The organism is Providencia sp. wls1943, assembly GCF_009706275.1.
GTDB lineage: Bacteria > Pseudomonadota > Gammaproteobacteria > Enterobacterales > Enterobacteriaceae > Providencia > Providencia zhijiangensis.
In genome coordinates this window covers 238974-262829 of sequence record NZ_WLTU01000025.1, presented here as the reverse complement: position 1 = coordinate 262829, position 23856 = coordinate 238974, and the positions used below count along the sequence as shown (strand labels likewise).

The following is a 23856-nucleotide window of genomic DNA, read 5'->3' as shown; positions in this document are numbered from 1 at the left end:
TCGATCGTGAAAAAGGTATTTTCATTATTCGAGGAATAAGGAGTGTAACGAAAAGAGCTCGACATAATGAAGTGCCCGCAAGCGATTGGGGCGCTTCATTAATCGGGAGGGGATAAAATGGGTTATTTGGCTTGTTTATCAACGTTATCTTTCAGCAAATCATGCAGATACTGATTGGCGCTGGTGACTTTACCTTGGGCATCAGTGACTTGATACTCTTCTCCGGTGATAGAGGATTTGGATGCCACATTGTCAATAAACTGCTCTGTTGTCTGTAAGCGCTTCTCGGTTTTACCCAGCTTTAAACGCAAATGGGATTCAGCTTCTGGTGCGGAATGACCGGAACCATTACGCGTGAACGTTAAATTCTGCTGTTTGCCCAATTCCGTTAACAACGCTTCAGTCCGCGTTTTCTCTTCTGGGCTTAGCGCAAGGGCTTTGGTGGTGACGAAAAGAGTTAAAAAAATCACTAAGATTGACGCAAAACGGCGAGAAGCTTGAGTCAGTAACGATTGCACAGGAAACGCTCCGATAAGTTAAGATTGGAGAGATTATAGGCAGCCGAGATGAATAAACTATCAGTAATAGTCTGAGAATCACACTTTAAGACAAACTTAGGTTTTAAGGCATAAATTAAGGCATAAAACGGTAGCCAATACCGGTTTCAGTTAAAAGATGTTTGGGGCGAGCAGGGGCATTTTCCAACTTCTGGCGTAAATGCCCCATATAAATGCGCAGATAATGATTATGTTCGACGTAACTTGGCCCCCAGACTTGCAGCAACAAATGGCGCTGAGTGAGCACTTTTCCGCTATTGGCGACAAGTTCGCTCAGTAACCGAAACTCAATGGGGGTGAGGTGCAGCTCTTCGCTGCCTTTAGTCACGATGCGGTTGATAAAATCCACGGTGACATCGCCAAATTGAAAAGTAGGGCTTTCTTGACCCGCTTTACCAAAGCGACGCAAAGCGACTCGGACACGGGCGAGTAATTCACTGATACCAAAAGGTTTCGTTAAATAATCATCGGCACCCGCATCAAGAGCGGCCACTTTTTGGGACTCTTCTTCACGAGCAGAAAGTACGATCAACGGAATACTGCTCCATTGGCGTAAATCACGGATCAAATCCAATCCATCACCATCGGGTAATCCAAGATCTAAAATCACCAAATCAGGCTGACGAGTACCCGCTTCTATGAGTCCTCGTTGGTAATTTTCAGCTTCAAAAATTTTCCAGCCTTCACCCTCCAGCGCTAATCGAACAAAGCGGCGGATCTCTTTTTCATCTTCAATGATCAGGATTTGATGGGAACTCACAGTCTGCTAAGTGCTCCTAAATTTCGTTTTCGCTTTCGTTTTCAATCTCGGGTAACGGCTTTAACGGCAAAACAAAATGGAAGCTGGCGCCACCTTTTTTATTATTTTCAGCCCAAATCTCCCCTTCGTGGAGATGGATAATAGCACGACAGATAGCTAAACCTAAGCCAACTCCCGGAATTGCCGATTCTTTTTGTGCGCGGGAAAATTTATCGAAAATGGTTTTTTCTTGCCCGTCGGGAATTGCATTGCTGGCATCCCACACTTCGATATGGACTTTTTGTGATTCGATAGACGCACGAATACCAATCGGGGTATCGCTATCACTGTATTTTATGGCATTTTCGAGCAAGTTAATGATGACGCGCTCAATCAAATTGCCGTCACAATACAAGAGTAAATCGGCTGGAATATCAATATCAAGTGGGTGACTATCTAAAGTGTAGTCCAAGATGCGAACTGCGCTGCTCGTAATTTCTTGCAGAGATTCCCATTCCAAATTTGGGTGGATCCCCCCAGATTGTAAGCGAGCCATATCCAATAAATTATTCACTAATCGCGAAGTGCTTAACACCTGTTGGCGCATCTGACTGACTTGTGCGGTGAGCGGTGAATTTTCGGCTGATAACTCCAAGATCAAAATTTCGCTTTGACCAAATAAAACAGTCAGTGGCGTTTTGAGATCATGGGATAGGGCTGCCAGCAGTGAATTTCGTAATTGCTCCCGTTCAACATCCAATTTGGCTCTTTCTGCTTGTTTGGTCAGTTGCAGGCGGGAAAGGCTACTGGCGATTAATCCGGTAAAGGTTTGCAACATACGCTGCTGTTCGGGGATCAATAATTGGCGAATATTACGCGGCTCAATGGCGAGCACAGCAAGGGTTTCATCTGCCGTTGTGATGGGCTGTAATTGGTATGGCACGCTGGGAAGTGTGTCCGTCCCTGCACCTGCAGGCTGGCGCTTATCGAAGCTCCATTTTGCGATAGCTTTGTCGATTTGCAACTGGCTATAACCTTCGCATTCTAATGGCGTCAGTTGGTTGTTTTCATCGGGGAGTAGCAAACAGGTTTTTGCCTGAAAGGCGTTGTTTAAAAAGTGGTAGCCAGTTTTACCGATATCTTCCGTGCTGAGGGCTTGACCTAGCTCTTTGGTCATTTCATATAAATGGCGTGTGCGTTGTTCTCGATAACGGGCAATTCTTGCCTGATAGCGCATCCCTGCGGTCAAGTTCCCGACAACCACCCCCACAATCAGCATTACGGTAAAAGTCACCAGATACTGCATATCCATGATAGCCAAAGAGAAATGAGGCTGAACAAAGAATAAGTCAAAACTAATCACGTTGACTAATGCGGCGAAAACGGAAGGGCGGCGACCGTAAAATAACGCGACTAATACCACACCCAATAAATAGAGGGTGACTAAGTTGGCTTTATCCAGCGCCAATAAGAAGGTTCGAGAAAATAGGGTGATAGCCGCACACATGGCGATCGCCATTAAATAGCCATTGACATCAGAGCGCCATTTTTCGGTAAACGGCTTTCTTTCAGGCTCTTTATCCCAATCGCTTTTTTCTTCAAGGGCGACAATGATCAAATCTAAATCAGGGCCGAGTTTACCGAGTCTATCCGCAAAACCTTGGCGTAAATTGAATTTATACCATTTGCGATGTTTGTCGCGTCGGCCGATCAAAATTTTACCGAGGTTATGCTCCCGTGCGTAACGCAAAATCGCTTTTTCTTCGTTGGGATCAGATAGTGTAGCTGTTTCGGCACCCAAGTCTTGTGCGAGCCGAAGTGCTTTTAAAATAGCGCGGCGCTGATTTTCAGGAAGTTGGTGTAAGGTTGGGGTTTCTACATACACCGCATGCCAAACACTGCCGAACTTAGCGGCAAGGCGAGCAGCAGCGCGAACCAGTTTTTCATTGCCTGTATTATGCCCGATGCATAAAAGTAATCCGTCGCGGGTATGCCAAACGGGGGCTTCGCCTTTACCATCACGAAACTCACGCATTTGGTCATCAACGCGATCAGCCGTGCGGCGTAGGGCTAATTCCCGTAAAGCAATTAAGTTTCCTTTACGGAAAAAATGCTCGATAGCACGTTCAGCCTGTCCCGGAATATAGACTTTGCCTTCTTTTAAACGTTGGCGCAGGTCATCTGGGGGTAAATCCACTAAAACCACTTCATTGGCGGCATCAAAAATATGGTCAGGCACCGTTTCGCGCACGCGGATACCGGTGATGCTGCCGACAATGTCATTTAAGCTTTCAATATGTTGAACGTTAACGGTGGTGAGAACGTCAATGCCCGCATCCAGTAATTCTTCGACATCTTGCCAGCGTTTAGGGTGGCGGCTGCCGTTTGGATTACTGAAGGCAAGTTCATCCATCAAGATAATGGCAGGATGCCTTGCCAATGCTGCATCAATATCGAAGGCGTGCAGGCGACGTCCTCGATGGCTGATTTTTAACGGAGGAAGTTGCGGGAGCCCATCCAGCAGCGCAGCGGTTTCTTCTCGTTCATGAGTTTCGACCACGCCAATCAGCACGTCTAACCCTTGTGCTCGAAGGCGTTGCGCTTCTTGCAACATGGCGTAAGTTTTCCCAACACCGGCGCAAGCACCGAAGAAAATCTTAAGCTTGCCACGTCCACTTTCGTTTGCCTTTACCAACAGGTCATCTGGGTTTGGGCGGATAGGCTCCTGATTATTCATAACTGACCTCAGTGATTTTGACTGTTAGCTTCCCGTTGATAGGTATCAAGGGCAAGGTTTAACTCTAATACGTTGACGACCGGCTCTCCTAAAAATCGAAACAGAGGAGATTGAGTATGGTCAGTGATAAGCGATTTTACCTTGTCTATCGATAACTGTCTGTTTTTGGCAATACGCGGCGCTTGATATAAAGCAGCGGCAACCGAAATATGTGGATCTAGCCCGCTGGAAGAGGCGGTCAGTAAATCCACAGGCAGAATATCACCACCATCGGGCTCATGCTGTTTTAATGCGACTGAGCGTTCAGTCAATTCCTTGGTTAACAGTGGGTTGCTGATGGCTAAGTTGCTGCCACCAGAGGCTAGTGCGTTATAAGGCATTTCAGCTGTCACAGACGGGCGACCGTAAAAATAATTGTCATTTTGATAAGACTGCCCAATCAGCGATGAACCGATAACGCGATTATCTTGCAAGATCAACGAGCCCATCGATTGGGTGGGGAAAATAACATTAGCAAGCCCAGTCACAAGCAGCGGATAAGCAATCCCCGTCACTAGCGTTAATAGAACTAAAATCATCAATGAAGAACGAAACATGCTCATAATAGGCTCCTTAAATACCAAACAAGCTGATGAACATATCGATAAGTTTGATCCCCACAAATGGGACAATCAAGCCACCTAACCCATACAGGCTCAAGTTACGCTGTAAAAGTGATTGAGAACTCATTGGGCGATAATTCACCCCTTTTAATGCCAGTGGAATTAAGAACACTATAATCAAGGCATTAAAAATAACCGCCGACAGTAATGCCGAAGCTGGTGAGTGTAAATGCATAATATTCAAGGCATTGAGTTGTGGCCATGTGACCGCAAAACAGGCTGGAATAATCGCGAAGTATTTGGCGATATCGTTGGCAATACTGAATGTGGTCAATGAACCGCGAGTCATCAGCATCTGTTTACCGATATGCACGACTTCAATCAGCTTGGTTGGGTTGGAATCTAAATCCACCATGTTACCGGCTTCTTTCGCCGCCTGCGTACCCGAGTTCATGGCAACCGCCACATCCGCTTGTGCTAATGCAGGGGCATCGTTGGTACCGTCTCCGGTCATGGCCACTAAGCGGCCTTCCGATTGATATTGTCGGATCAGCGCCAGTTTTGCTTCTGGGGTGGCTTCAGCGAGGAAATCATCCACGCCTGCTTCTGCGGCGATTGCTGCTGCGGTCAGGTGATTATCCCCCGTGATCATCACGGTTTTGATCCCCATCGTACGCATTTGTGCAAAACGCTCTTTCATGCCGCCTTTGACGATGTCTTTGAGCGCCACGACACCGAGCACCGTTTGGCTATCCACCACCACTAACGGTGTTCCCCCTGTTTGCGCCACTTGTTCAACAAGTTTGTCGGCTTCGACAGGAAATTTGCCGTGGTTAGCTTCAACATAACGGCGAATAGCGTCGGCAGAACCTTTACGGATCATGCGTTCGCCGACGTTGACACCGCTCATGCGCGTCATGGCAGAGAAGGGCACAAAGGTGGCGTTCATGGCGTGAATGTCGCGCTCGCGTAAATTGAACTTCTGTTTTGCGAGTACCACAATACTGCGCCCTTCAGGGGTTTCATCCGCTAAAGAGGAGAGTTGAGCCGCATCCGCCAGTTGCTGCTCGGTGATGCCATTCAACGGTAAAAACTCAGAGGCTTGGCGATTTCCAAGGGTGATGGTGCCCGTTTTGTCCAGTAACAGGACATCAACGTCTCCCGCTGCTTCCACGGCGCGCCCGCTGGTGGCAATCACGTTGGCACCCAGCATACGGCTCATTCCGGCAACCCCAATGGAAGATAGTAGCCCGCCAATGGTGGTTGGGATTAGACAGATAAGTAACGCAATCAACACAATGATAGAGACTGCACCACCTGCACCCGCGTATTCAGTAGCAAACAAGGTGAATGGATATAACGTTGCACAGACTAAAACAAAGATAATGGTCAGTGCGGTTAATAAGATAGTGAGCGCGATTTCATTGGGGGTTTTACGGCGTTGTGCGCCTTCCACCATGGAGATCATGCGGTCTAAGAATGTTTCGCCCGGGTTAACCGTACATTCGACGATCAGCCAGTCAGAGAGTACGCGAGTTCCCCCCGTGACCGATGAAAAGTCTCCACCGGATTCACGGATCACGGGTGCGGATTCACCGGTGATCGCACTTTCATCTACGGAGGCGCCACCTTCAATCACTTCACCATCACAAGGGATGGTTTCCCCTGCGCGGATCAGGACGATATCGCCTTTACGCAGTTGGTCTGAACTGACCATTTCTTGCGGTGCATCGAGAGAGGCAGTCGCCAGCTTGGTTGCTCGGCTTTGCTGTTTTACGCCTTTTAAACTCTGAGCTTGCGCTTTACTACGACCTTCCGCTAAAGCTTCTGCAAAGTTGGCAAATAGCACAGTGAACCATAGCCATAAAGTGACCATGCCACTAAACCAAGCGTTGCCTTCACTGTAGCCAGCGACCATCGCTATCCATAATAAAGTCGTAATAATACTGCCGATGTAAACCACGAACATAACTGGGTTACGCCATTGTGCTTGTGGTGTCAGTTTTTTAATGGCATCAATTGTCGATTGGCGAACCAGTTTGCTATCAAATAATTGTGTTTTTTGATTTTTCATTTTTTCACCCTCATTATGCCGCTAACCAAATTTGCAGATGTTCTGCGATTGGCCCTAACGCAAGCGCAGGGACAAAAGTCAGTGCACCAATGAGAAGAACAGTCATGATTAATAAACCGATAAACAGTGGACCGTGTGTCGGCAATGTTGCAAGGCTGGCGGCTTGTGGTTTTTTTACGGCCATAGAGCCTGCAATCGCTAATACTGGGAAAATCACACCGAAACGCCCAAGGAACATAGCTAATGCCAGCATCACGTTGTAATACGGCGTGTTCGCGCTTAATCCTGCAAAGGCGCTGCCGTTGTTATTAGCGGCGGATGAGAAGGCGTATAGCACTTCGCTAAATCCGTGAGCGCCCGGGTTAAGAATGCCGGCGCGTCCTGCTTCGGTCATCAGTGAAATCGTGGTGCCAAGTAGCACTAAAGTTGGCGTGACAAGGATGGCCAGTGCCACCATTTTCATTTCACGTACTTCGATTTTTTTACCGAGGTATTCAGGAGTACGACCAATCATCAATCCCGCTAAGAACACGGCAAGTAAAACAAACAGTAACATGCCGTATAAACCTGAACCGACGCCCCCAAAGACCACTTCACCAATTTGCATTAGCCACATAGGGACCATGCCACCTAATGCAGTGTAAGAATCGTGCATTGAGTTGACTGCACCACAAGATGCCGCGGTGGTGACAACGGCATATAGCGCAGATCCTAATGTACCAAAGCGGTTCTCTTTCCCTTCAAGGTTAGCGGTGCTGCTTGCGTGCAACTCGCCTAAGAATGGGTTGCCGACATATTCTTCATGGATCACAACGGCGGCGGCAATCACGAAAATAATCGCCATTGCCCAGAGCAGGGCGTGACCTTGTTTGTTATCACTGACGGTACGGCCAAATGCAAAGCAAAGTGCAGTTGGAATAAGGAAAATTGCCAACATTTGAACAAAGTTGCTTAGTGCCGTTGGGTTTTCAAATGGGTGAGATGAGTTAGCACCAAAGAATCCACCACCGTTAGTTCCCAATAATTTGATGGCTTCTTGGGACGCAACTGGTCCCATTGGTAACAGTTGTGGCGCACTATCAAGGTTGTTACTCAAAACATAAGGGGAGAAGTTTTGAATAACCCCTTGGCTGACAAAAAATAAAGCAAAAATAATGGATAATGGCAGCAGGAGATACAGCGTGATACGTGCTAAATCAACCCAAGCATTACCAATAGTTTTGCTGCCGTGGCGTGAGAATGCACGAATAAGTGCAAACACGACGGCGATCCCTGTGGCTGCTGAAAGGAAGTTTTGTACGGTTAACCCGACCATTTGGCTCAGGTAACTTAGGGTATTTTCCCCGCTATAAGATTGCCAGTTGGTATTGGCCACAAAACTAATGGCTGTGTTGAAAGCTAAGTCCCAGCTCATTCCCGGATAATGTTGGGGGTTGAGCGGTAATGAGCCTTGGCACATTAAAATAACGAATAGTAAGCCAAAACCCAGTAAGTTAAATAGCAAAATGGCGATGGCATATTGCCAGTAATTCATCTCAGGGAGATCGCGCCCCACTTGTTTGATTCCGCTTAATCGCCAGAATACCGATTCACTTTTGGCAATAGCACGCGGCATATCACCATCAATCAGATAAGCAATAAAGTTGCCGAGTGGTTTTGCTAACAGCATAAGAACCAGTAAAAAACTGGCGATCAATAAAAACGCATAGGTGGCCATATCAGAAATTCTCCGCGTTGAGCAGGGCATAAATCAGATAAACCAGCAGTACAACAACAAGAACTGCCCCAGAAATGGAAAGTAGTGACATTGTTATCTCCTTATTATTTCCATTGCGCTAGGTTAGGCATTTGCTTGTAAAGAAGCTGATAAAAAAACCAGATGGGGTGTAAAAATAGTATAAAAATGCCCAATTAAAATCGCTTCGTGATGATGAAGAAATTATCTAAGTATGGTTTGTTAATGAGATGTGATTTATTTGTTTGTTTTATACGGTATCTTGCTACATTTCGTAATAAAACAACGAAACTGAGTCAAAAAGTTAATTTATTTTATATTTAAGAGGTCAGATGAGTAGTTTAATTACACAAATTGCGTTATTATAGATTCCGTTAATGAAGATTAACCTTGGTGTTCGATTTTAGTGCCTCTTTGGTGATTTACGCTCAATGCGAATTGAGTTAAACGTGAATCAAGTGGAATAGAAGTAAAGAGCAAAACTGGAATCGGCAAAATTAAGTGGCTACTGAAGGAGGATATCGATGTCCACATATCAAGAATATTCCCGTAATCAGGTACTTTTACGCCGCACTGCTGCTGTAACAGCTGGCATTATTGCGTTTCCGGTTATGGTTTTTTACCCAAAAAGAGCAAGATTTTATAGCTACCTGCATAAAGTCTGGGCTAAAACGAGCGACAAGCCTGTGTGGTTGGCCAGCTCAGAAGTGACGATGGAAAGCCATCGTTAATCAGTGATTCAATTCACTAAAAAGATATCCCTGCAATAATTTAATTGTGGGGATTTTTTTATATAAAAATCATAATAATTAATTCCTATACTTCAATGTTATTTAAATTAAAGTCATGTTATTTAATTTGGAATTTAAATAAATTAACTTATTTGACACTGAGAAGTGAATCACGGTAATTATCTTTATCTCATTGCTAATATCCATTCCCAATAAAATTAGGTTTTATTTTATTAAAATTCAAAAGATATTTAATTATAAATAGCAAATGAGGAATATCATGATTCTATTTAAAAAATGTGTTGTCGCATTGTCAATTAATATCGCATTAATATCATCGGGATTGGCTTGTACCACTCTGCTTGCGGGGAGTGAAGCCACGAATGATGGCTCGTTAATTATCGCGAGAAGCGCTGATAGCAGCGCATTAAAAGCTCAGCATTTTGTCATTCATCCAGCAAAGAAAAATCAATCCGGAATATACAGTACAAAAGAACATAATGGTGCTAATAATTTTACCTACCCATTACCAAAAAATTCATTGCGATATACAACTGTGCCAAATTGGAAAACACAATTACATGGTGCGACTGGATTTAATGAATTAGGTGTCGGAGTCAGTGGTACTGAATCTATATTTGCATCTCCTAAAGCATTAGCGTTTGATCCCTATGTTGAAGAAACTGGAATTACCGAAGATGATATTCCAGATGTACTTCTTTCCCGCGCAAAAACAGCCCGTGAAGCGGTGGAGATTTTAGGTAATATTATTGAAACCCAAGGTGCTGGTGAAGGCTTTGGTGTTGCTGTTGTCGATAAAAATGAACTGTGGTATTTAGAAACGGGAACGGGTCATCAATGGATGGCTCAAAAAATTGCAAAAGATAAATACTTTGCAACGGGTAATCAGGGGCGTTTACAAGCGTTTGAGGTGAATAATCCCGATATGCTAGGTTCTAAAAACCTGGTTGAATTTGCAGTAGAAAAGGGTTTATACAACCCAGCTAAAGATGGCGCATTCAATTTTTCTAAAGCCTATACGCGTGATGATGAGCGAGACCGTGATTATAACGATCCGCGGGTTTGGATCATTCAGCAGCAGTTTAATCCGTCGTTAAAACAAGATATTGCAGATGGAAGAAATTTTGCACCATTCTTAACGCCAGAGAAAAAAATTTCTGTTGAAGAAGCGAAAGCCATGTTACGTAATCACTTTGAAGGCACGGAACATGACCCATATACCAATGGCTTAAACGGAAAAGAGCCATGGCGACCAATCAGCGTGTTTAGAACTTATGAAGCGCATGTGATGCAAGTACGCCCAGAGCTACCGCAAGAAATTGGTGAAGTGACATATGTTGGTCTAGGAATGGCGGACTTGACCGCGTTTGTTCCTTTCTACAGTGGGTTAGAAGCTTATCCAAAACATTATGGTATTGGGACAGACAAAGCAGACAGCGATTCTATTTATTGGAAATACCGTAAGTTACAAACATTAGTCATGACGGACTACCCTAAACTTGCACCTATTGTTAAAAAAGCCTATCAAGAGTGGGAAGCGAAAACGGCGTTAGAGCAAAAAGCCATGGAAGTGAATTACTTAAAAATGGCGAAAACCGATAAAGCCGCCGCCAATAAAATGCTTAACAAGTTTAATCTGGATGTGATGGCAAGTGCCGAGAAGCTCACTGAGGATTTAACTAACCAACTTTTCACTATTCGAACTGAAGACATTCAATCTGATATTTTCTTTGCGAATAAATCGAAGAAAGACTAATAATAGTCGCAATTTTGTAAACTCAAGAAGGCTCTCAGTGGGGGAGCCTTTTTGTTTAATTATCTCTCTTTCAAATTTGACTGAGTTCTTCGCTTGTGTGAGTTTGCCAATAAATACAGCAGAAAAAAATATCATTTACGTTTATGCTAATTGAATATAAATAAGTAGGAATTCAGTAGGTAAAGGATACGATTATGCATAATTTTAAGTTAGAAGAGCTGATTAACGACGAGCTGAAAGTCAGTGAAATCCAAGACTATGCTCCAAATGGATTACAAGTAGAGGGTCGCCCTCACGTTAAAAAAATTGTGACAGGCGTGACGGCTTGCCAAGCATTATTGGATGAAGCGGTCAGACTCAATGCCGATGCGGTGATTGTGCATCATGGCTACTTTTGGAAAAACGAACCAGCCATTATCAAAGGCATGAAAAGAAATCGCCTAAAAACATTGTTGGCGAATGACATTAACCTGTACGGTTATCACCTACCATTAGATGCTCACCCAGTATTAGGTAACAATGCACAACTGGCTCACATTATGGGTGTACAAGTCAATGGCAACATTGAGCCACTGATGCCATTTGGCTTTTTCGACCAACCCATTACTCCCGCGGAATTAACCGAGCGTTTAGAAAAACGCTTAGGGCGTAAAGTATTGCATTGTGGTGACAACGCCAAAGAAGAAATTCGTCAAATTGCATGGTGTACTGGCGGTGGCCAGGGCTTTATTATGCAAGCGGCAGAATTTGGTGTAGATGCGTTTGTGACAGGGGAAGTGTCAGAGCAAACCATTCATATCGCAAGAGAAATGGGGATCCACTTCTACAGTGCAGGGCACCACGCAACAGAGCGTTATGGGATTAAGGCGTTGACGGAGTGGTTGAATGATAATCATGAGGTGGATGCTACCTTCATCGATATCGATAACCCAGCCTAAATTTTCGTCATATTTCACGCTGTGGCTGTGTTGGTTTCACGCAGCCACTTGGGTCACATACTTGTGTATGCTCCCCAAGCTGTCTTTGTTCACCGCCTTGCCACAGCATGAACTATTTAGAAAATTATCGTGAAATCTTTAGAAAATGATTTCAAATATAGAGAATACCTCCTTGTATTTTCTATATGTTTGAAGATAAAAAACGAACTAAGTTCGGTATTTTAGTGCGGTAAGGAGCAGAATTAGGCTTGACGTGATGAGCACTAATCCTAGGTTTTGAACCTCGCCGGCGGCCATTAATCCGAGCGCTAATCCTAAATAGTAAAACAAACCTAAAATTGCGCCAGCGGTGCCTTTTCTGTCTTGATAATGATTCAGAGCATGCGCCAAAATATTCGGGATCGCGACCCCATAGCCCACCACAACGCCCATTATCGGCAACACAAATAATATATTACCTTGTAATAGATAAACTAAGCCGCCGCTGATTAAAGAAACGCCACTTGCCAGTTTGACGAGCTTTTCTGCTGACCATTTTTTCGCCAACAATACGTGATTAATCAGCGAACCGAGACCGACACCTAATGCTAATAAAATACCCGTCAGACCAAATTGTTGTTGGTTGAACGCTAATTGCTCAAAAATAAAGGGGCCAAGCTGGTAATAACTGAATAAATTAATGTTGAAAAATGCAATCAACATCACATTTTGGAGAATTCGTTTATCCCCTAACATGTGTAAAAACGTGGTTAAAAATGGGGTTTTGATCACGTTCTGTGGTTTGGTCTCAGGAAGCTTATAACATGACCATAACAAAAGTATGGCAGCTAACAACGCTAAACCCATAAAAACGGCTCGGTAACTACCTAGCCAAACTAAGCTGGCACCGAAAATCATCCCAAGTGCGGGGCTGATTGCTAAGGCGATGCCCATCACCGAGAAAACTTTGGCTAACGTATGACCTTGGAAACTGTCTCGCATCATGGTTTGTGTGCCAATAGAGCCAACTGCAGCACCAAACGCAGATAACATACGCAGTAGCAGTAACCCATAGAAATACGAGACAAAAAGCGCGCTTACAGAGGCAATACCATATAGAAATAGCCCCAGCAAAATAGTGGGACGACGACCGATGACATCGCACATTCTGCCCCAAAATACGACACCAAAAGCGAAAGCAAAGAAATAGAGCGAGAGCGTTTGAGAAGCTTGCTCGGCATTCACCTGAAATGCAGCCGCAATGTCCGTTAACGCTGGGCTATAAATGGTTTCGACAATTTGCGGAAACATCATTAGAGCGATCGCCAGTGATAAAGAAAGTACGCGTTCCATACTGATTTACCTATTTATTTTCAAAGTATGTGGAATGGCACAAAGTTTAGTGGCTTTTTGTTTGTCTTATTACAATAATAAAGACAATAAATATCAAAAAAGAGACATTTATGGCGTGGTTATTACAGACGGATGAGTTTCAAACTCACTGGTATGATGCCCCCGTATTGGGGATTGCAGCCCAAATGGGGCAACATGACTCAGGGGCGCATACCCATGAAATGGGGCAGTTGTTATTTACACAACAAGGATGCATTCGTATTAGTTTACAGAATGAAATTTCGTTACTACCACCGGGGAGAGTCGCGTGGATCCCGCCATTTACACAGCATCGAGCACAAATGCGTGCTTCGGTAGGGTATCGGTCTGTTTACCTAAGCCAAGAATATGCGCAGCAAATATCTGGCCAGGTGTCTATTTTAAGTATCTCTCCTTTGCTTCGAGAGTTGCTGGAACGCATCGCGGTGGCGCCTTTTGAGAGTGACTGGCGAGAAGGGCGACTAGCAAGGTTACTGCCTGTTTTTATTGATGAATTACAATGTGCAACCGCGGAGCCTACGCTACTTTCTTTACCTCAGGACCGGCGCTTTAAGTCCCTTGATCTAGAACGACTTCCTCCACCTTTGAACCAATTAGCTCAAACGGTTGGTGCCAGTGAGAAAACTATTACTCGAGTTTTTCTAAAAGAGACAGGAATGAGCTATCAAGCGTGGCGTCAACAATGGCGGTTTATCAAAGGGATAGAGCTATTAGCGCAGGAGAAAACTTACGGATTTATTACTCAAGAGTTAGGTTTAGCCAGTGACAGCGCATTTATTAGTTTTTTCCGCAAAATGAGCGGGATGACACCGCGAGAATACAGCGGTGAATCAAGACTAAAAAAATAGAATAAAAATAGAATGTTAGAAATTAAAAAGCCCCGAATCTTCGAGGCTTTAGTGATGAGTGAGTTAAATTATTTTTTGTCTAACTCAGAGCTGAATTCACGTCTGTCGTAGCCAGTGTACAGTTGGCGAGGACGTGCAATTTTCAGACCTTCATCGTGCATTTCGTTCCAATGTGCAATCCAACCAATGGTACGTGCAATCGCGAAGATAACCGTGAACATTGAAGATGGAATACCCATTGCTTTCAGGATGATACCTGAGTAGAAGTCAACGTTAGGGTACAGTTTCTTCTCAATGAAGTACGGGTCGTTCAGCGCGATGCGTTCTAATTCCATTGCCACTTCAAGCAGGCTGTCATTGAGACCTAGCTCGTTCAGGACTTCATGGCAAGTTTCACGCATAACGGTAGCGCGCGGGTCATGGTTTTTATAAACGCGGTGACCGAAGCCCATTAGGCGGAAAGAGTCGTTCTTATCTTTCGCACGTTCGATAAATGCTGGGATGTGCTCAACAGTTTGAATTTCTTCAAGCATACGTAAGCAGGCTTCGTTAGCACCACCATGAGCTGGCCCCCACAGAGATGCGATACCTGCTGCAATGCACGCAAATGGGTTAGCGCCGGAAGAACCTGCGGTACGGACTGTTGAGGTTGATGCGTTTTGTTCGTGGTCAGCGTGCAGGATCAAAATACGGTCCATTGCGCGCTCAAGTACTGGGTTAACCACATATTCTTCACATGGGGTCGAGAACATCATATGCAAGAAGTTACCCGCGTAAGATAAATTATTACGAGGATAAACAAAAGGTTGTCCGATAGAGTATTTGTAACACATCGCTGCAACGGTCGGCATTTTAGACAGCAGACGGTAAGCGGTGATTTCACGGTGGCGAGGGTTATTAACGTCTAATGCATCGTGGTAGAACGCCGCTAGAGCACCTGTTACCCCACACAGAACTGCCATTGGGTGAGAATCACGACGGAAACCATTAAGCATACGAGTGATTTGCTCATGGATCATGGTGTGGCGAGTCACCGTATTTTTAAATGTATTGTACTGTTCTTGGGTTGGTGCTTCGCCGTATAACAGGATATAACAGACTTCAAGGTATGAGGCTTGAGTGGCGAGTTGATCAATTGGGAAACCACGGTGGAGTAGAACGCCTTTATCACCATCGATATAGGTAATTTTTGACTCACAGGATGCGGTAGAAGTAAAACCGGGGTCGTATGTGAAGAACCCTTTAGAACCTAAAGCTCGTACATCGATAACATCTTGGCCAATGGTCGGGCTTAGGATGTCTAGTTCGAAATCACCTTTACTTTCAGTCATTATCTTAGCTTTGTTATCAGCCATTTACGGTCTCCTTAGCGCTTGATAATCCACACTCAACAACCCAGAACTCAGCGTTATACTGCGTCTTTGTGCATTGTTCTATCGGTGTGTTGAGAAAATCAGCGGGATATCACATAAAACCTTGAAATCCGGCAACCAATATCAATACCGATAACAATGTGGTTAGGTTGTTTGCGAGTGTATAGGGCGTTATGTTCTTTTTTTGTTGTTTTCTCTACAATATCATTATTTGTGGTAAGGGAAACAACTTTCATAACTTTTGTTTATACTTGCATACTCATTCACATTACTACACGACTTTGGGTCATCCGTAACGTATTCAGATAAATCTGTCAGGCATATATGTAAGATAAATGTTGAATCATTGTCAAATAAGATAAGCACATTTATATAAAATGTTTAAATCGTGATCCTTCTCACTGTTCGGGCTAAATGTCTCCAAACCTTTTGTGTGGGAATTGTAATAGCAATGTGAAGACTTTATACTGGCGCCAGGTCTCCGGATTACCCTGAGTAGGAGTTCCCAGCGTGATCAGTATGCAACTTTATTCAAACATGATGGATTAAAGTTTGTGTTAAGTTGCATTTTGTACCCCTGTCGCTGTCTGATTTCCACCCCAGGTCCGGAGGATGGAAAATAATAAAGAGCTGTGTGGGCAAAATTGTGAAAAAACAAAGACCTGTCAACCTTGATTTGCAGACGATTCACTTTCCGATTACTGCAATATCTTCGATCTTGCACCGTGTCTCTGGCGTCATTACTCTCATCGCAGTTGGTATTCTGCTTTGGTTGCTAGGGACTTCTCTCTCCTCTCCAGAAGGTTTTCAATACGCGTCTGAAATAATGACTGGCTTTTTTGCTAAGTTCATTCTTTGGGGGATCTTAACAGCGCTGGCTTACCACATTTGTGGTGGTATTCGTCATATGCTGATGGATTTCGGTTGTGTTGATGAAACCCTTGCTGCGGGCAACTCATCCGCAAAAATTACATTTGTAATTACTGTAATTCTGGCAATTCTGGCGGGGATCTTAGTATGGTAAGTAATGCATCAGCTTTAGGCCGTACTGGTATCCAGGACTGGCTGTTAATCCGTGGTTCGGCGATCGTTATCGTCCTCTACGTACTCTACATTGTTGGCTTCGTAGCGATTAATGATATTACCTATGAAGTATGGCGTGGTTTCTTTGCCTCCTCTGTGACCAAAGTATTCACTATCCTCACATTGTTCTCGATTCTTGTGCATGCCTGGATTGGTATGTGGCAAGTACTGACTGACTATGTTAAGCCACTGGCGATTCGTCTAGTGCTGCAACTGGCCATCGTGGTTGGTTTGCTGGCTTACTTAATTTACGGAACAATTGTTGTGTGGGGTGCATAAAATGAATCTGCCAATCAGAGAGTTTGACGCTATCGTTATCGGTGCGGGCGGTGCAGGTATGCGCGCAGCACTACAAATTTCTCAACAAGGCCTATCTTGTGCTTTGTTATCTAAAGTATTTCCAACTCGTTCTCATACTGTGTCAGCGCAAGGTGGTATCACTGTTGCACTCGGTAACACACACCCTGACAACTGGGAATGGCATATGTACGATACTGTTAAAGGTTCCGACTATATCGGTGACCAAGACGCTATCGAATACATGTGTAAAACAGGACCGGAAGCTATCCTTGAATTAGAACATATGGGATTGCCTTTCTCTCGTCTTGATGATGGCCGTATTTATCAACGTCCATTCGGTGGTCAGTCTAAGAATTTCGGTGGCGAGCAAGCGGCACGTACTGCTGCGGCAGCTGACCGTACTGGTCACGCACTGTTACATACTCTGTATCAGCAAAACTTAAAAAACCACACTACGATTTTTTCTGAATGGTATGCACTGGATTTAGTGAAAAACCAAGATGGCGATATCGTAGGTTGTACTGCAATCTGCATGGAAACGGGCGAGTTGGTTTACTTCAAAGCGAAAGCAACCATCTTAGCAACGGGCGGTGCAGGCCGTATTTACCAATCCACCACTAACGCACACATCAATACGGGTGACGGTGTTGGTATGGCTGTGCGTGCTGGTGTTCCATTACAAGATATGGAAATGTGGCAATTCCACCCAACGGGTATCGCTGGCGCAGGTGTTCTGGTCACAGAAGGTTGTCGTGGTGAAGGCGGTTACCTGCTGAATAAAGATGGTGAGCGCTTCATGGAGCGTTATGCACCAAACGCGAAAGACCTTGCAGGTCGCGACGTTGTTGCACGTTCAATCATGATTGAAATCCGTGAAGGCCGTGGTTGTGATGGCCCATGGGGTCCACACGCGAAACTGAAACTGGATCACTTAGGAAAAGACGTTCTGGAATCTCGCTTACCGGGTATCCTTGAATTATCTCGTACCTTTGCCCACGTTGACCCAGTTAAAGAACCAATTCCAGTTATCCCAACGTGTCACTATATGATGGGTGGTATTCCAACTAAAGTGACGGGTCAAGCGATTCGCTATAACGAAAAAGGCGAAGACGAAGTGATTCCGGGTCTGTTTGCTGTAGGTGAGATTGCTTGTGTATCTGTACATGGCGCTAACCGTTTAGGTGGTAACTCCCTGCTTGACCTCGTGGTATTTGGTCGTTCTGCTGGTTTACACTTGAATGAATCCATCATGGAACAAGGTCCAATGCGTGATGCATCTGAATCAGACATCGATGCAGCAATGGCTCGTTTCAATCGTTGGGAAAATGCGCGTACGGGTGAAGATCCAACTGATATCCGTAAAGCACTGCAATCTTGTATGCAGAACAACTTCTCCGTATTCCGTGAAGGGGATGCAATGGCGAAGGGCTTAGAAGAGCTGAAAGAAATCCGTGAACGTCTGAAAAATGCGCGTCTGGATGACACTTCAACTGAGTTCAATACCCAACGTATCGAATGTTTAGAGCTGGATAACCTGATGGAAACTGCTTATGCAACGGCACAAGCTGCAAACTTCCGTACAGAGAGCCGTGGTGCTCATAGCCGCTTTGACTTCCCAGATCGTGATGATGCAAATTGGTTATGTCACTCATTATATCTACCGCAATCTGAAACGATGACTCGTCGTGAAGTGAACATGCAACCTAAGTTGCGTGAAGCCTTCCCACCGAAGATTCGTACTTATTAATGCGTGGTGTTAATCCAGTTGCGGAGAAATAAACTATGAAACTAGAATTTTCGATTTATCGTTATAATCCTGATGTAGACAATGCGCCACGCATGCAAGATTACACCCTTGAAGTGAAAGAAGGGCGTGACATGATGCTGCTGGATGCGTTAATTCAGTTAAAAGAACAAGATCCGACACTCTCATTCCGTCGTTCTTGCCGTGAAGGTGTGTGTGGTTCTGATGGTCTGAACATGAACGGTAAAAACGGACTGGCTTGTATCACGCCATTGTCTGCTTTAACCCGTAGTGGTAAAAAAATTGTGATCCGTCCATTACCAGGTCTGCCAGTGATTCGTGACCTGATCATCGACATGACACAATTTTATACTCAATACGAAAAAATTCGTCCGTATCTTCTTAATGATAATAAGAATCCGCCGGCGCGTGAAAACTTACAGCTACCAGAACAACGTGAAAAACTTGATGGTCTTTACGAGTGTATTCTGTGTGCATGCTGTTCAACTTCATGCCCATCCTTCTGGTGGAATCCGGACAAATTTATCGGTCCAGCAGGTCTACTAGCTGCATATAGATTCTTAATTGATAGTCGCGATACTGAAACAGATTCACGATTAGATGATCTGAACGACGCTTTTAGTGTTTTCCGCTGTCATAGCATCATGAATTGTGTCAATGTATGCCCTAAAGGACTAAATCCAACGAAAGCTATCGGTCATATTAAGTCTATGTTATTGAAACATAGCGCCTAAATCGATACAGCCTGCGGCGCTTAGGTGCCGTAGGCTAAATTCAGATAGCACAAAATACGTACTTAAAGTAAAAAATAAGCGTAAAGTAAACACAAGTCTTAAATCGAATCACTGAAACGTAAAGTAAAAAGTCAAAAAGTGAAAGTAAAAAGCCAACTGCAAAACCAGATGAAGACACTTGCGAAAGCAAGGAACCTTTAAAAACCGTAGACAGTTTTTAAAGGTTCCTTAAAAGGGAAACCCTTAATTGATAAGAGGGACTCCCAAAGTGAGAACATGCAAAAAGCACGTCCAAGAGAACCTTTATCGAGGTCGCTTAAATGCGGCGATTAGTTAACCACGGCGAAAACTAAAGCTTATAAAGCTTAAGGGATCACAATGCAGAACGGCGTAATGAAGGACTGGCTGGATTCAAGCTTTCTGGCAGGCGCGAACCAGTCTTATATAGAACAGCTCTATGAAGATTATCTGACTGACCCTAATTCCGTAGATGTCGAATGGAGAGAAATCTTCCAGCAACTACCTGGAGCGGGTAATAGCGGTGAGCAATTACACTCGCAAGCACGAGAATACTTCCGTCGCTTAGCAAAAGATTCTACCCGTTACCACACCTCTGTTAGCGATCCAACGATCGACGCAAAACAAGTTAAAGTTTTGCAGCTTATCAATGCCTTCCGCTTCCGCGGACATCAAAATGCAAATCTCGACCCGTTAGGACTTTGGAAACGCGAAGCCGTTCCAGATCTGGACCCTACATTCCATAACCTAACCAAAGAAGATTTCGACGAAACTTTCAACGTGGGTTCATTTGCAATTGGCAAAGAAACCATGAAACTCAGCGAGCTATATGACCACCTGAAACGCATCTATTGCGGCTCCATTGGTGCGGAATATATGCACATTACTAACACAGAAGAAAAACGTTGGATTCAACAACGTTTAGAATCTGTGAATGTTGCGCAGCAATTTTCTAAAGAAGAAAAGCGTCGCTTCTTAGCTGAATTAACAGCAGCGGAAGGTCTTGAGCGTTACCTTGGTGCAAAGTTTCCAGGTGCAAAACGTTTCTCTTTAGAAGGTGGTGATGCACTGATCCCTATGCTGAAGGATCTTATCCATCATGCAGGCAAACAAGACACCCGTGAAGTGGTGCTTGGTATGGCGCACCGTGGCCGCCTAAACGTCCTGATCAACATTCTGGGTAAAAAACCGGCTGAATTATTTGATGAATTTGCTGGTAAGCATAAAGACCATTCAAGTGCTGGTGACGTTAAATATCACCAAGGTTTCTCTTCTGATTTCGAAACTGCGGGTTCCCGTGTTCACTTAGCACTGGCATTTAACCCATCACACTTAGAAATCGTAAGCCCTGTGGTTATCGGTTCTGTACGTGCTCGCCGTGACCGTCTGGACGAAGGTCGCAGCAACATGGTTCTGCCAATCACCATTCACGGTGACTCAGCGGTAACTGGCCAAGGTGTTGTACAAGAAACCCTGAACATGTCTCAGGCTCGTGGTTATGAAGTTGGCGGTACCATGCGTATCGTTATCAACAACCAAGTTGGTTTCACAACCTCAAACCCGAAAGACACGCGTTCAACAGAATACTGTACTGATATCGTGAAAATGGTGCAGGCACCTATTTTCCACGTTAATGCTGATGACCCTGAAGCGGTCGCATTTGTGACTCGCTTAGCCTTAGATTTCCGTAACACCTTTAAGCGCGATGTTATGATCGACTTAGTGTGTTACCGCCGTCATGGCCACAACGAAGCTGATGAGCCAAGTGCAACTCAGCCAATCATGTACCAAAAAATCAAACAGCATCCAACTCCACGTAAAATCTACGCAGACCGTTTAATCGAAGCTGGCGTGGTTTCTGCGAATGAAGTCACTGAAATGGTTAACTTGTATCGTGACGCGTTAGACCGTGGTGACTGTGTTGTTGAAGAATATCGTGAAATGGGTCTGCATTCTTACACATGGGAACCGTACTTAAACCATGAGTGGAATGAGCAATACAAATCTAATTACGATATTAAACGTTTAACTGAGTTAGCAACTAAGCTGAGCACGATCCCTGAAGGCATCGTTGCGCAATCTCGTGTTGAGAAAATTTATTCTGACCGCGCTGAAATGGCGAAAGGCGAAAAATTACTCGATTGGGGTGCCGCAGAAACTCTGGCTTACGGTACGTTAGTCGATGAAGGTATTCCAATCCGTTTATCTGGTGAAGATGCGGGTCGTGGCACGTTCTTCCACCGTCATGCAGTTGTTCACAACCAAACCAATGGTTCTGTGTACGTGCCTCTGCAAAATGTTCATAGTGGTCAAGGCGTATTCAACGTTTGGGATTCTGTTCTGACTGAAAACGCAGTATTGGCATTTGAGTATGGCTATGCAACAACTGAACCGCGCGCACTGACTATTTGGGAAGCTCAGTTCGGTGACTTTGCTAACTGTGCGCAAGTTGTTATCGACCAATTCATTAGCTCAGGTGAGCAAAAATGGGGTCGTATGTGTGGTCTGGTCATGTTACTGCCTCATGGTTATGAAGGTCAGGGCCCAGAGCACTCCTCTGCGCGTTTAGAGCGTTACCTGCAACTGTGTGCGGATCAAAACATGCAAGTGTGCGTGCCATCAACACCAGCTCAGGTTTACCACATGTTACGCCGTCAAGCACTGCGCGATATGCGTCGTCCTCTGATTGTTATGTCACCTAAGTCACTGTTACGTCATCCATTAGCAGTTTCTAGCATGGATGAGCTGGCGAATGGTTCATTCCAACCAGTTATCGGTGAAATTGACGAAATTAATCCGAAAGATGTGAAACGCGTCGTTATGTGTTCCGGTAAAGTTTATTACGATTTATTAGAACAACGTCGTAAGAAAGAACAAAAAGATGTGGCTATCGTACGTATTGAACAGTTGTATCCGTTCCCACGCGAAGATATCCAAAAAGTATTGGCTCAGTACGCTCATGTGAAAGATTTTGTTTGGTGCCAAGAAGAGCCACTGAACCAAGGTGCTTGGTATTGCAGCCAGCACAATTTCCATGAAGCTATCCCAGCAGGCGCAACTTTACGTTATGCGGGTCGAGCAGCTTCTTCTTCTCCAGCAGTTGGTTATACCTCCGTTCACCAGGAACAACAAGCAGCCCTGGTTAATGACGCTTTGAACATTGCATAATTAAAGGATAGAAAATGAGTAGCGTAGAAATTCTTGTTCCCGATCTTCCTGAATCCGTCGCTGATGCAGCGGTTGCCACATGGCATAAAAAACCAGGTGACAGTGTTCAGCGTGACGAAGTTCTGGTTGAGATCGAAACAGACAAAGTTGTTCTTGAAGTTCCTGCAAGTGAAGCAGGTGTTCTGGAAGCCATTATTGAAGAAGAAGGCGCAACTGTTTTATCTAAACAGTTACTAGGTCGCATTCGTTTAGGCGATAGCACAGGTATCCCTGCTGAAGTTAAAGAAGCAGCACCTGCACCAGCAGCACGCCAAACGGCGAGCTTAGAAGAAGAAAGCAACGATGCACTGAGCCCAGCGATTCGTCGTCTGGTCGCTGAGCACAACCTGAACCCTGCTGATATCAAAGGGACTGGTGTTGGTGGTCGTCTGACTCGTGAAGATGTTGAAAAACATTTAGCAGCTAAGCCTGCAGCGGCACCTGCGGCTCAAGCACCAGCAGCAGCTCAAGCCCCATTAGCTCACCGTAGTGAAAAACGTGTTCCGATGACTCGTCTGCGTAAACGTATTGCAGAACGTCTGTTGGAAGCGAAAAACAGCACGGCGATGTTAACAACTTTCAACGAAATCAACATGCAGCCTATCAAAGACCTGCGTGCACAGTACGGTGAAGCATTCGAAAAACGTCATGGTGTACGTTTAGGCTTTATGTCTTTCTACATTAAGGCGGCGGTTGAAGCACTGAAACGCTATCCAGAAGTGAACGCTTCTATCGATGGTTCTGACGTGGTTTACCATAACTATTTCGATATCAGTATTGCGGTATCAACACCGCGTGGCCTGGTAACACCAGTTCTGCGTGATGTGGATGCAATGAGCATGGCTGATATTGAGAAAAATATTAAAGAGCTGGCTGTCAAAGGTCGCGACGGTAAATTAACTGTTGAAGATTTAAGTGGCGGTAACTTCACTATCACTAACGGTGGTGTGTTCGGTTCTCTGATGTCTACTCCAATCATTAACCCACCACAAAGCGCAATCTTAGGCATGCATGCCATCAAAGACCGCCCAATGGCTGTTAATGGTAAGGTAGAAATTCTTCCAATGATGTATTTAGCACTGTCTTATGACCACCGTTTAATTGATGGTCGTGAATCAGTTGGCTTCTTAGTGGCTATCAAAGATATGTTGGAAGATCCAACTCGTTTACTGCTAGACGTATAGAAACATAACAGGGCAGGGGGACAACCTGTCCGGTCTGAGGTAACCGATGCAGCCAGTTCGCTGGCTGCTAAATCTGTAACAAT

General features: G+C 44.7%; 19 protein-coding genes. 10 read left to right on the top strand and 9 right to left on the bottom strand.

All coding sequences use genetic code 11. From position 1 onward, the window contains the following. Nucleotides 1-122: 122 nt before the first annotated feature. The 7 genes from GKR48_RS15300 to kdpF all read right to left on the bottom strand — a co-directional run bounded on the left by GKR48_RS15300 (nt 123) and on the right by kdpF (nt 8517). Nucleotides 123-518, bottom strand: coding sequence for a DUF5329 family protein (locus tag GKR48_RS15300; protein ID WP_272521317.1), 396 nt, complete (start codon nt 516-518; stop codon nt 123-125). 115 nt (nt 519-633) lie between these two features. Continuing rightward, nucleotides 634-1317, bottom strand: coding sequence for a two-component system response regulator KdpE (gene kdpE / locus GKR48_RS15295; RefSeq protein WP_336431181.1), 684 nt, complete (start codon nt 1315-1317; stop codon nt 634-636). Nucleotides 1318-1333: 16 nt separating this feature from the next. Beyond that, nucleotides 1334-4033, bottom strand: a complete 2700-nt coding sequence (kdpD, locus tag GKR48_RS15290; RefSeq protein ID WP_154628686.1) for a two-component system sensor histidine kinase KdpD — start codon at nt 4031-4033, stop codon at nt 1334-1336. Nucleotides 4034-4041: 8 nt separating this feature from the next. Next, entirely contained in the window at nt 4042-4635 is a 594-nt protein-coding gene (gene kdpC, locus GKR48_RS15285) for a potassium-transporting ATPase subunit KdpC (protein WP_154628685.1), read from the bottom strand. Nucleotides 4636-4645: 10 nt separating this feature from the next. After that, nucleotides 4646-6709 carry a potassium-transporting ATPase subunit KdpB gene (gene kdpB / locus GKR48_RS15280; RefSeq protein ID WP_154628684.1) on the bottom strand — a complete coding sequence of 688 codons (2064 nt, stop codon included), beginning with the start codon at nt 6707-6709 and terminating at the stop codon, nt 4646-4648. Between the two features lie 13 nt (nt 6710-6722). Next, nucleotides 6723-8426 (bottom strand): potassium-transporting ATPase subunit KdpA, encoded by a 1704-nt coding sequence (gene kdpA, locus GKR48_RS15275; protein WP_154628683.1) that lies wholly within the window; start codon nt 8424-8426, stop codon nt 6723-6725. A gap of 1 nt (nt 8427) precedes the next feature. Beyond that, entirely contained in the window at nt 8428-8517 is a 90-nt protein-coding gene (kdpF, locus tag GKR48_RS18235; protein ID WP_071524944.1) for a K(+)-transporting ATPase subunit F, read from the bottom strand. A 451-nt stretch (nt 8518-8968) separates the two neighbouring features. On the opposite strand from kdpF, the gene GKR48_RS15265 reads away from it, so the two are divergent. From GKR48_RS15265 to GKR48_RS15255, 3 genes are all read left to right on the top strand, one after another. Beyond that, entirely contained in the window at nt 8969-9175 is a 207-nt protein-coding gene (locus GKR48_RS15265; protein WP_006660462.1) for a YbfA family protein, read from the top strand. Nucleotides 9176-9455: 280 nt separating this feature from the next. Continuing rightward, on the top strand, nt 9456-10952 hold the full coding sequence (locus GKR48_RS15260; RefSeq protein ID WP_154628681.1) for a C69 family dipeptidase: 1497 nt from the start codon (nt 9456-9458) through the stop codon (nt 10950-10952). Between the two features lie 194 nt (nt 10953-11146). Further along, a complete protein-coding gene (locus tag GKR48_RS15255) occupies nt 11147-11890 on the top strand; it encodes a type 2 GTP cyclohydrolase I (protein WP_154628680.1) in 744 nt (247 codons plus the stop codon). Nucleotides 11891-12097: 207 nt separating this feature from the next. On the opposite strand, the gene GKR48_RS15250 is transcribed toward GKR48_RS15255, so the two are convergent. Further along, nucleotides 12098-13222: an MFS transporter gene (locus GKR48_RS15250; protein WP_154628679.1), complete on the bottom strand. Its 1125-nt coding sequence runs from the start codon at nt 13220-13222 to the stop codon at nt 12098-12100. A gap of 110 nt (nt 13223-13332) precedes the next feature. Between GKR48_RS15250 and GKR48_RS15245 the strand changes: the two genes are divergently transcribed. Next, nucleotides 13333-14109 carry an AraC family transcriptional regulator gene (locus GKR48_RS15245; RefSeq protein WP_154628678.1) on the top strand — a complete coding sequence of 259 codons (777 nt, stop codon included), beginning with the start codon at nt 13333-13335 and terminating at the stop codon, nt 14107-14109. Between the two features lie 68 nt (nt 14110-14177). Here the strand turns inward: GKR48_RS15245 and GKR48_RS15240 are convergent, their stop codons facing one another. After that, on the bottom strand, nt 14178-15464 hold the full coding sequence (locus GKR48_RS15240) for a citrate synthase (RefSeq protein ID WP_154628677.1): 1287 nt from the start codon (nt 15462-15464) through the stop codon (nt 14178-14180). A 652-nt stretch (nt 15465-16116) separates the two neighbouring features. Here GKR48_RS15240 and sdhC point away from each other — a divergent pair. The 6 genes from sdhC to odhB all read left to right on the top strand — a co-directional run bounded on the left by sdhC (nt 16117) and on the right by odhB (nt 23773). Further along, the gene (gene sdhC / locus GKR48_RS15235) at nt 16117-16506 is read left to right on the top strand and encodes a succinate dehydrogenase cytochrome b556 subunit (protein ID WP_004909059.1); all 390 of its coding nucleotides are present in this window, start codon (nt 16117-16119) and stop codon (nt 16504-16506) included. Further along, nucleotides 16500-16844, top strand: a complete 345-nt coding sequence (gene sdhD / locus GKR48_RS15230) for a succinate dehydrogenase membrane anchor subunit (protein ID WP_036947812.1) — start codon at nt 16500-16502, stop codon at nt 16842-16844. The genes sdhC and sdhD overlap by 7 nt, the downstream gene beginning before the upstream one ends. 1 nt (nt 16845) lies before the next feature. Next, nucleotides 16846-18612 carry a succinate dehydrogenase flavoprotein subunit gene (gene sdhA / locus GKR48_RS15225; protein ID WP_108479381.1) on the top strand — a complete coding sequence of 589 codons (1767 nt, stop codon included), beginning with the start codon at nt 16846-16848 and terminating at the stop codon, nt 18610-18612. A 35-nt stretch (nt 18613-18647) separates the two neighbouring features. Then, a complete protein-coding gene (locus tag GKR48_RS15220) occupies nt 18648-19364 on the top strand; it encodes a succinate dehydrogenase iron-sulfur subunit (protein WP_036947808.1) in 717 nt (238 codons plus the stop codon). A 378-nt stretch (nt 19365-19742) separates the two neighbouring features. Further along, the gene (sucA, locus tag GKR48_RS15215; RefSeq protein WP_154628676.1) at nt 19743-22550 is read left to right on the top strand and encodes a 2-oxoglutarate dehydrogenase E1 component; all 2808 of its coding nucleotides are present in this window, start codon (nt 19743-19745) and stop codon (nt 22548-22550) included. A gap of 14 nt (nt 22551-22564) precedes the next feature. Then, nucleotides 22565-23773, top strand: a complete 1209-nt coding sequence (gene odhB, locus GKR48_RS15210) for a 2-oxoglutarate dehydrogenase complex dihydrolipoyllysine-residue succinyltransferase (RefSeq protein WP_036947796.1) — start codon at nt 22565-22567, stop codon at nt 23771-23773. Nucleotides 23774-23856: the final 83 nt, after the last annotated feature.